8 protein-coding genes are annotated in these 7673 nt (G+C 66.2%); all 8 read left to right on the top strand.

Annotation, left to right across the window (positions count from 1 at the left end):
- Positions 1 to 117: 117 nt before the first annotated feature.
- The 8 genes from AC5Y42_RS16380 to AC5Y42_RS16345 are packed head-to-tail and all read left to right on the top strand — an operon-like array spanning position 118 to position 7670.
- Positions 118 to 1218, top strand: a complete 1101-nt coding sequence (locus AC5Y42_RS16380; protein WP_499899630.1) for a homogentisate 1,2-dioxygenase — start codon at positions 118 to 120, stop codon at positions 1216 to 1218.
- 14 nt (positions 1219 to 1232) lie between these two features.
- Positions 1233 to 2408, top strand: coding sequence for an alpha/beta hydrolase family protein (locus AC5Y42_RS16375; protein ID WP_499899651.1), 1176 nt, complete (start codon positions 1233 to 1235; stop codon positions 2406 to 2408).
- On the top strand, positions 2405 to 3610 hold the full coding sequence (locus tag AC5Y42_RS16370; RefSeq protein WP_499899627.1) for a CaiB/BaiF CoA transferase family protein: 1206 nt from the start codon (positions 2405 to 2407) through the stop codon (positions 3608 to 3610). Before AC5Y42_RS16375 ends, AC5Y42_RS16370 begins: the two co-directional genes overlap by 4 nt.
- Positions 3607 to 4503, top strand: coding sequence for a hydroxymethylglutaryl-CoA lyase (locus AC5Y42_RS16365; protein ID WP_499899625.1), 897 nt, complete (start codon positions 3607 to 3609; stop codon positions 4501 to 4503). Before AC5Y42_RS16370 ends, AC5Y42_RS16365 begins: the two co-directional genes overlap by 4 nt.
- Positions 4503 to 5114 carry a TetR/AcrR family transcriptional regulator gene (locus AC5Y42_RS16360; protein WP_499899623.1) on the top strand — a complete coding sequence of 204 codons (612 nt, stop codon included), beginning with the start codon at positions 4503 to 4505 and terminating at the stop codon, positions 5112 to 5114. Before AC5Y42_RS16365 ends, AC5Y42_RS16360 begins: the two co-directional genes overlap by 1 nt.
- Positions 5115 to 5125: 11 nt before the next feature.
- A complete protein-coding gene (locus tag AC5Y42_RS16355) occupies positions 5126 to 6364 on the top strand; it encodes an acyl-CoA dehydrogenase family protein (protein WP_499899620.1) in 1239 nt (412 codons plus the stop codon).
- The gene (locus AC5Y42_RS16350) at positions 6361 to 7335 is read left to right on the top strand and encodes a phosphotransferase family protein (RefSeq protein ID WP_499899618.1); all 975 of its coding nucleotides are present in this window, start codon (positions 6361 to 6363) and stop codon (positions 7333 to 7335) included. The genes AC5Y42_RS16355 and AC5Y42_RS16350 overlap by 4 nt, the downstream gene beginning before the upstream one ends.
- Entirely contained in the window at positions 7332 to 7670 is a 339-nt protein-coding gene (locus AC5Y42_RS16345; RefSeq protein WP_499899616.1) for a DUF6285 domain-containing protein, read from the top strand. Before AC5Y42_RS16350 ends, AC5Y42_RS16345 begins: the two co-directional genes overlap by 4 nt.
- Positions 7671 to 7673 lie beyond the last annotated feature (3 nt).

Below are 7673 nucleotides of genomic sequence, written 5' to 3'. Positions count from 1 at the left end.
CAACGGCGTATGAGTTCGCACAGTCGCGGTGGTGCTGAGCGGGCACACCCTTGTGCCGGTGCAAAAGAGAAAGTAATGTCACTTTCAGTTTTATTGCGGCCGATCCGGGAGACACCGATGGAATCCTTTGTCCACCTGCGCAAAGGCAAAACACCACGCCGTCTGCACGCCGATCTCGACGGCCTCAAAGATGACGAACTCGGCCGGGGCGGGTTCACCGGCCGCACCGCGAACATGTACCGCCGCCACGACCCGACCGCTTACCGGTCAGTCGGCGCGCTGCGGCCCCTCGACGTGCTGTCCAGCGAGCTGAAGCCCAGCGACGCCACCGAAGCCGACGGCGGTCCATTGCTGATGTTCTCTAACGCCGACTGCCGCATCTCGCTGTCCCGGCGCAGCGAACCGATGCCGTTCTATGTCCGCCACGTCGACGGCGATCTGCTGTGCTTTGTGCACAACGGTGACGGCGAATTGCAGACCGAATTCGGGCCGCTGCCCTACCGCCAGGGCGACTGGGTGTATCTGCCGAAGGCCACGACCTGGCGTCAGTTGCCCAACGGCGAGACCACGCTGTTGATGATCGAGGCCACCGACGAATTTCGCGTGCCACCACCGGGCGCGCTGGGCCGACACTTCCCGTTCGACCCGTCGCAGGCCACCATCCCCGAGCCGGTGGCGTCGGACGACCCGCCTCCCGCTGGCCGCGACGAGTACGAGGTCCGGCTGGTGCACGAGGGCGGGCCGACGACGCTGTTCTACCAACACAATCCACTCGACGTGGAAGGTTGGCGAGGCGACAACTTCGCGTTCACCTTCAACATCGCCGACTACAACGTGGTGACTTCCGACAGTGTGCATCTGCCGCCCACCGTGCACTTGTTCATGCAGGCCACTGGGGTCTACGTAATGAACTTTCTACCCAAGCCCGCCGAAGGCGTGCCCGGCACCGAGCGCACCCCCTGGTATCACCGCAACGTCGACTACGACGAGATCGCGTTCTTCCACGGTGGCTCGCTCTACGGCATCCCGATGCCGCCGGGCTTGATTTCCCATGCGCCGCAAGGCGTTCACCACGGCGCGCCGGAGAAGGCCCGAGAACGGGCGCGCCGCAAGTTCGACGACTTTGACAAGGTTGACTGGCAGGTGATCGCCGTCGACACCCGCCGCCGGCTCACCCCGTCAGCCGAAGTGCTGGCGCACGACCTAGGACAGCACTGATGACTAGCACAGCTATTAAGCATGAGTACGACCGGATCCCGTATCTGATTGCCTTCCAGAATAATTCCGGTGTTCGCGACGTCTACGGCGGGCTGGCCGAGCTTGTGGTGCTGGAAAGTCACCTACTCAAGCCACGCGACAAACCGTCCGACACCGTGCTGGTGTTCATGCACCCCATCGGCGGCGGCGCCTACCTGCCGATGATGAACGCGCTGGCCCGCGCCGGCCACCATGTCATCTACTGCAACAGCCGATTCCGCGGCACCGACTCGGCACTGCTGATGGAGAAGGTGGTTCAAGACCTCGGCGAGTGCATCAACGACGCCAAGAATCGGCTCGGCTACGACAAGGTCGTGCTGGCCGGCTGGAGCGGCGGCGGCTCACTGTCGGTGTTCTATCAACAGCAAGCCCAGCACGCGACGGTGACGTCGAGCCCCTCGGGCGACGGGCCCGACCTCACCCAGCTGGACTTGCAAGCCGCCGACGGCATCATGTTGTTGGCCGCCCATATCAGCCGGCACGGCACCATGACCGAATGGCTAGACGCGTCGATTCTCGACGAGTCCGATCCCACCAAACGCGATCCGGAACTGGACCTCTACAACCCCGACAACCCCAACCAGCCGCCCTACAGCCAGGAATTCCTCGCTCGCTACCGGCAAGCCCAGATCGACCGCAACCGACGAATCACCGCCTGGGTCAAGGAGAAGCTCGCCGAGCTGAAGGCGGCCGGCCGCGCCGACGACGAGTTCGCCTTCGTCGTGCACGGCACCATGGCCGACCCGCGCTGGCTCGACCCGTCGGTCGATCCGAGCGAACGCACCCCCGGAACGTGCTACCTGGGCGATCCACAGGTGGTGAACATGAGCCCAGTCGGGCTGGCCCGGTTCTGCACATTGCGCAGCTGGTTGTCGCAATGGAGCTACGACGACGCCAACGGCGACGGCGTGGAATGCGGGCGTGATATCGCCGTGCCGGCGTTGGTGATTGGCAACCTTGCCGATGACGCCTGCACGCCCAGCCACACTCGCCGGCTGTTCGAGGCGATTGGGCATCCCGACAAAGAAATTCATGAAATCCCCGGCGCCACCCACTATTACGCCGGCCCAGACCAGCGTGGCGCACTACGTCAGGCCGTCGGCGTCGTCAGCGATTGGCTGGTGCGTCACGACTTCGCGAGACCCGAGTGACCCCAACGGGTGCGCTGGACGGTGTCCGGGTGCTCGAGTTGGGCACGCTGATCGCGGGGCCGTTCGCCGGCCGGCTGCTCGGCGACATGGGCGCGGAGGTCATCAAGATCGAACCGCCCGGTGCGCCGGACCCGCTGCGCACCTGGGGGCAGGCCGAACTCGACGGACATCACTTCTTCTGGACCGTGCACGCCCGCAACAAGAAGGCCGTCACACTCGACCTGCGTCAGCCGCGGGGACGCGACTTGTTCCTAGAGCTCGTCGAAAAAGCCGACATCGTGGTCGAGAACTTCCGGCCCGGCACCCTGGAGAAGTGGAACCTGGGTTACGACACACTGCGACAACGCAACCGCGGCATCATCCTGGTGCGCGTATCGGGTTACGGCCAAACTGGCCCCGATGCCCGTAAAGCCGGATACGCGTCGGTGGCCGAGGCGGCCAGCGGGCTACGGCATCTCAACGGTTTTCCCGGCGGCCCGCCGCCCCGGCTGGCGTTGTCTCTGGGTGACAGCCTGGCCGGCATGTTCGCCGCTCAGGGCGCGCTGGCCGCCCTCTACCGACGTGGCGTGACCGGTGCGGGGCAGGTGGTCGACGTGGCGCTGACCGAATCTTGTCTGGCGATTCAGGAATCCACAATCCCCGACTACGACGTCGGCGGCGTGGTGCGCGGGCCGTCGGGAACCCGCCTGGAAGGTATTGCGCCATCGAACATCTACCGCAGCGGCGACGGCACCTGGGTGGTGATCGCCGCCAACCAGGACACCGTGTTCGCCCGGCTGTGCCAGGCGATGGGCCGCCCCGAACTGGTCACCGATGACCGGTTCGCCACCCACGGCGCCCGCGGCCGCAACCAGGACGAGCTGGACAAGATCATCGGTGACTGGGCCGCCGAACGTCAGCCCGGTGACATCATCGAAATCCTCACTGCCGCAGGCGTCATTGCGGGGCCAATCAACACAGTGGCCGACGTGGTCGCCGACCCGCAGCTGCAGGCCCGCGGGATGATCGCCGAACACTACGACGAACGAGTTGACCGGGTCGTCCTGGGCCCCGGAATCATGCCGCTGTTGTCCGAATCCCCGGGCAGTGTCCGCAATGCCGGCCCCGCGCAGCCGGGACAGCACAACGACGACGTCTACATCGGTCTGCTCGGCAAGACCGCCGAGGAACTCGAAGCACTGCGCACCGAGGGGGCGCTATGACGGCCCATGTGACTATCCGCGAAGTCGCCTTGCGCGACGGACTGCAGATCGAGCAGCCAATCCCCTTGGCCGCCAAGCTCGAACTGCTCGAGGCCATCGCCGCCACCGGTGTGTGCGAGGTCGAGGCATGCGCGTTCGTGTCGCCGTCGAAGGTGCCATCGATGGCCGACGCCGCCGAGGTGGCCGCCGAGTTGCAGCGCTTCCCCGATATCGAATTCTCCGCACTGGTGGCCAGCCCCAACGGCGCCAAACGCGCGGTAGCCGCCGGACTGCGGGCCATCGAGTACGTGGTATCGCCCTCTGACACATTCAGCCACGCCAACGTCGGCCGGACCAGCGCCGAGGCCACTGCGCAGATCGCCGACATCGTGGCGATCTGCCACGACAACGACGTGGTTGTCGAGGTCATCATCGCGACCGCGTGGGATTGCCCCTTCGAGGGACCTACCCTCGCTCAGCGGGTCGTCGACATCGCCGCGGCAGCTCGCGATTACGGCGCCGACCGGCTGTCGATCGCCGACACGATCGGCACCACCACGCCGGGACGGGTCCGCTCGCTGATCGAGGCCGTGCGCCCGGCGATCGAGGACCTTCCGCTGGGCGGGCATTTCCACAACACCCGCGGCGCCGGGCTGGCCAGCGCCTACGCAGCGGTCAGCTCCGGGGTCAGCCGGCTGGACTCCTCGGTCGGCGGGCTGGGCGGTTGCCCGTTTGCCCCGGGCGCCACCGGCAACATCGCCACCGAGGACCTGGTCTACCTGTTGACCGACAGCGGCGTCGACGTCGACGTCGATCTGAACGCGGCAATCGCGGCCGCCGAAATCGCGCGAACTGCGGTAGGCCATGACCTTCCCGGTGCGTTGCTGCGGGCTGGCGACCGGAAACGGGACTGATGCCCACCGAAGCGCGCAGCTCCAAAGGCCGCCATACTCGCCAGGCAATCGAGCAGGCGGCGCGCAAACTGTTCGCCGAGCGCGGCTTTCACGGCACCACGCTGGCCGACATCACCTCGGCCGCCGGTAAATCACCGTCGGTGTTTTACCGCTACTTCGCCGACAAGGAAGACCTGCTGGCCGCGCTGGCGGAGTCGTTTCTGCACGACGTCGTGGCGCCCTCCGGCCTGAGCGTCTCGTTGCCCCAGTCACCCGATGACACCGCGTTCTTCACCTCGGTGGTCACCGGCTATTGGAACATGTTCAAGCAGAACATCGGCATCATGATCGCGGTGGCGCAGTTGGCCGCTACTCAGCGGCGATTCGCCGAGGTACAAAACGAATTCCGCCGCTTCGGCATGGACATCGTGGCCGCATCGGTGCGGCGCGCGCAGGAGCACGGCTACTCTGCTGAGCTTGATCCGCAACATACCGCCGCGGCGATCGCGCTGCTCTTCGAGAACTTCACCACGGTATTCGTGGGCCCCTCGGAGTTGGGCGTAAAACTCAGCGACGATGATGCAATCACCACCTTGTCGAGGATCTGGAAGAAAACCCTCTACGGCTTCTGAAGGAGAACACCGTGGATTTCACTTTGCCCGAACACCTTCCGAGACTGCTTGCCGACATCGATGCGTTCATCGAAGCCGAGATCGCTCCGCTGCAGGCCGAGAACATGCAGTACTTCGACCACCGCCGCGAGTTCGCCCGCACCGACGTCGACAACGGCGGCATCCCGCGGCGGGAGTGGGAGCATCTGCTCGGCGAGATGCGCCGGCGAGCCGACCAGGCAGGCTGGCTGCGCTACGCGTTGCCGGCGTCGCTCGGCGGCCGGGACGGCACCAACCTGGACATGGCAGTCATCCGCGAGCACCTGGCCGCCAAAGGCCTTGGTCTGCACAACGATCTGCAGGACGAGTCCTCGATCGTCGGCAACTTCCCGCAGGTGATCATGATGGAGCGGTTCGGCACCGACGAGCAACGCCACGACTGGTCGGAGGCGCTGATCACCGGAGAGCGCTCGATGGCGTTCGGACTGACCGAGCCGGCACACGGCTCGGATGCGACCTGGCTGGAAACTCACGCCGAACGCGACGGCGATGGCTGGGTGATCAACGGCGCCAAGCGGTTCAACACCGGTGTGCACCGCGCTACCCACGATCTCGTCTTCGCCCGCACCTCCGGTGACCCGGGACAGGCGACCGGCATCACCGCGTTCCTGGTGCCCACCGACACCCCGGGTTTCACCGTCCCGTTCTACTGGTGGACCTTCAACATGCCCAGCGACCACGGTGAAGTCGAGCTCCGCGACGTGCGAGTGCCCGACGACGCGGTCTTGGGCGAAGTAGACCGCGGTCTCGAAGTTGCGCAAACATTTCTGCACGAGAACCGGATTCGTCAGGCGGCCAGCAGCCTGGGCGCAGCGCAGTACTGCATCGACCGGGCTGCCGAGTATGCCGGTCAGCGCATCGTGTTCGGCAAGCCGCTGTCGGTCAATCAGGCGGTGCAGTGGCCGCTGGCCGAGTTGCAGACCGAGGCGCAGATGGTGCGACTGCTGGTCAATTACGCGGCATGGCACTTGGACCGCAACCACCACTTGGAGGTGTCGGACAAGGTGTCGATGGCCAACTATCGTGCCAACCGGTTGGTGTGCAATGCCGCCGACCGGGCCATGCAGATCTTCGGAGGGCTCGGCTACACGCGTCACGAACAGTTCGAGCACATCTACCGGCACCATCGCCGCTACCGGATCACCGAGGGCGCCGAAGAGATTCAGATCCGCCGAGTCGCCCAGCGGCTGTTCAAGTTCGGCAAGAAGTGACGCATGTCCAGGAGCCCGCTCTGGCCGGTGTGGTGGCCGCAGCGCTGGGCGTCGAAACCACGATCGACAACCTGCGCGCGCTGACCGGCGGGGCCAGCCGCAGCACGTGGGCGTTCGAGGCGGTCACCCCCGAGGACCGCCGGCCGCTGATCCTGCGCATCGGTCCGCCGGACGACATGCATGCGTCGATGGAGCTCGAGGCGCGCGTCCAGGCAGCCGCCGCAGCGGCCGGTGCCCCCGTCCCGCACATCGTGACCGCCGATAATTCGACTGCCGCACTGGGCAATCCGTTTCTGATCTGTGACGAGATCAAGGGCGAGACGATTGTCCGGCGTATCGATCGACAGCTGGACGATCCGGGCCGCGAGCGACTGATGCGCCAATGCGCACAGGCGCTGGCCGCCATCCACCGGGCCGACCCTCACGATGCGGAGCTGGAAACCGAAGACCAGCTCGGCGAGTGGCACAACCGGCTGGACACGATGGGCGACACCACCGCCACCTTCGAGTGGGCATTTCGGTGGCTGGCCGCACACCGGCCGGCCCCGTCCCCGACGCGGTTGGTCCATGGCGACTACCGGATGGGAAACCTCATCGTGGACGGATCCGACCTGGTGGCGGTGCTCGATTGGGAGCTGGTGCACATCGGCGAGGTCTATGAAGACCTGGCCTGGTTCTGCATCCGCGCCTGGCGGTTCGGCGCGCCGGCCAGCCGCGGCGCCGGCGGCTTGGGCAGCATCGAAAACTTCCTTCGCGCCTATGAAGATGCCGGCGGGACTACGGTCGACCGGGTGGCATTCCACTGGTGGCTGCTGCTGGCCACCCTGCGCTGGGGCGTCATCTGCCGCTACCAGGCGGAGCGGCACCTGAGCGGACAGCCTCGGTCGGTGGAGTTGGCCACGATCGGACGGCGGGTCTGCGAAACCGAGTGGGACCTGCTCACCCTGCTCGACGAGGCCGACGCGCGATGACCGGTCTTCATGGTCGCCCCACCGCCGCGGAACTGGTCGCGGCGGTAGCCGAATTTCTGGAAACCGACGTCCGGGCCGCCACCAGCGGCCAGGTCAACTTCCATGCGCGCGTGGCCGCCAACGCATTGCGAATGGTCGAGCGCGAACTACTGGACCCCGGTGCCGAACCGGCTCATGCCGCATTGGCCGGCTTGGGCTTCGAAGACGAAGCCGGACTGGCGGCCGCGATCCGGGCCGGCCAGTTGGACGCGCGCGGCGACGAGGTGCTGCGGGCTCTGCATGTCCTGGTCAGCCAGCGGCTGGCCGTCGCACACCCCGGATACCACGAGGAATAGGAA

The sequence above is a fragment of the Mycobacterium sp. NGS48 genome, from assembly GCF_059812585.1.
This window is presented reverse-complemented; position numbering and strand designations above follow the sequence as displayed.

Coding starts and splice junctions, on each gene's coding strand:
- AC5Y42_RS16380 (WP_499899630.1), top strand. CDS start 118: ATGGAATCCTTTGTCCACCTGCGCAAAGGCAAAACACCACGCCGTCTG.
- AC5Y42_RS16345 (WP_499899616.1), top strand. CDS start 7,332: ATGACCGGTCTTCATGGTCGCCCCACCGCCGCGGAACTGGTCGCGGCG.
- AC5Y42_RS16360 (WP_499899623.1), top strand. CDS start 4,503: ATGCCCACCGAAGCGCGCAGCTCCAAAGGCCGCCATACTCGCCAGGCA.
- AC5Y42_RS16365 (WP_499899625.1), top strand. CDS start 3,607: ATGACGGCCCATGTGACTATCCGCGAAGTCGCCTTGCGCGACGGACTG.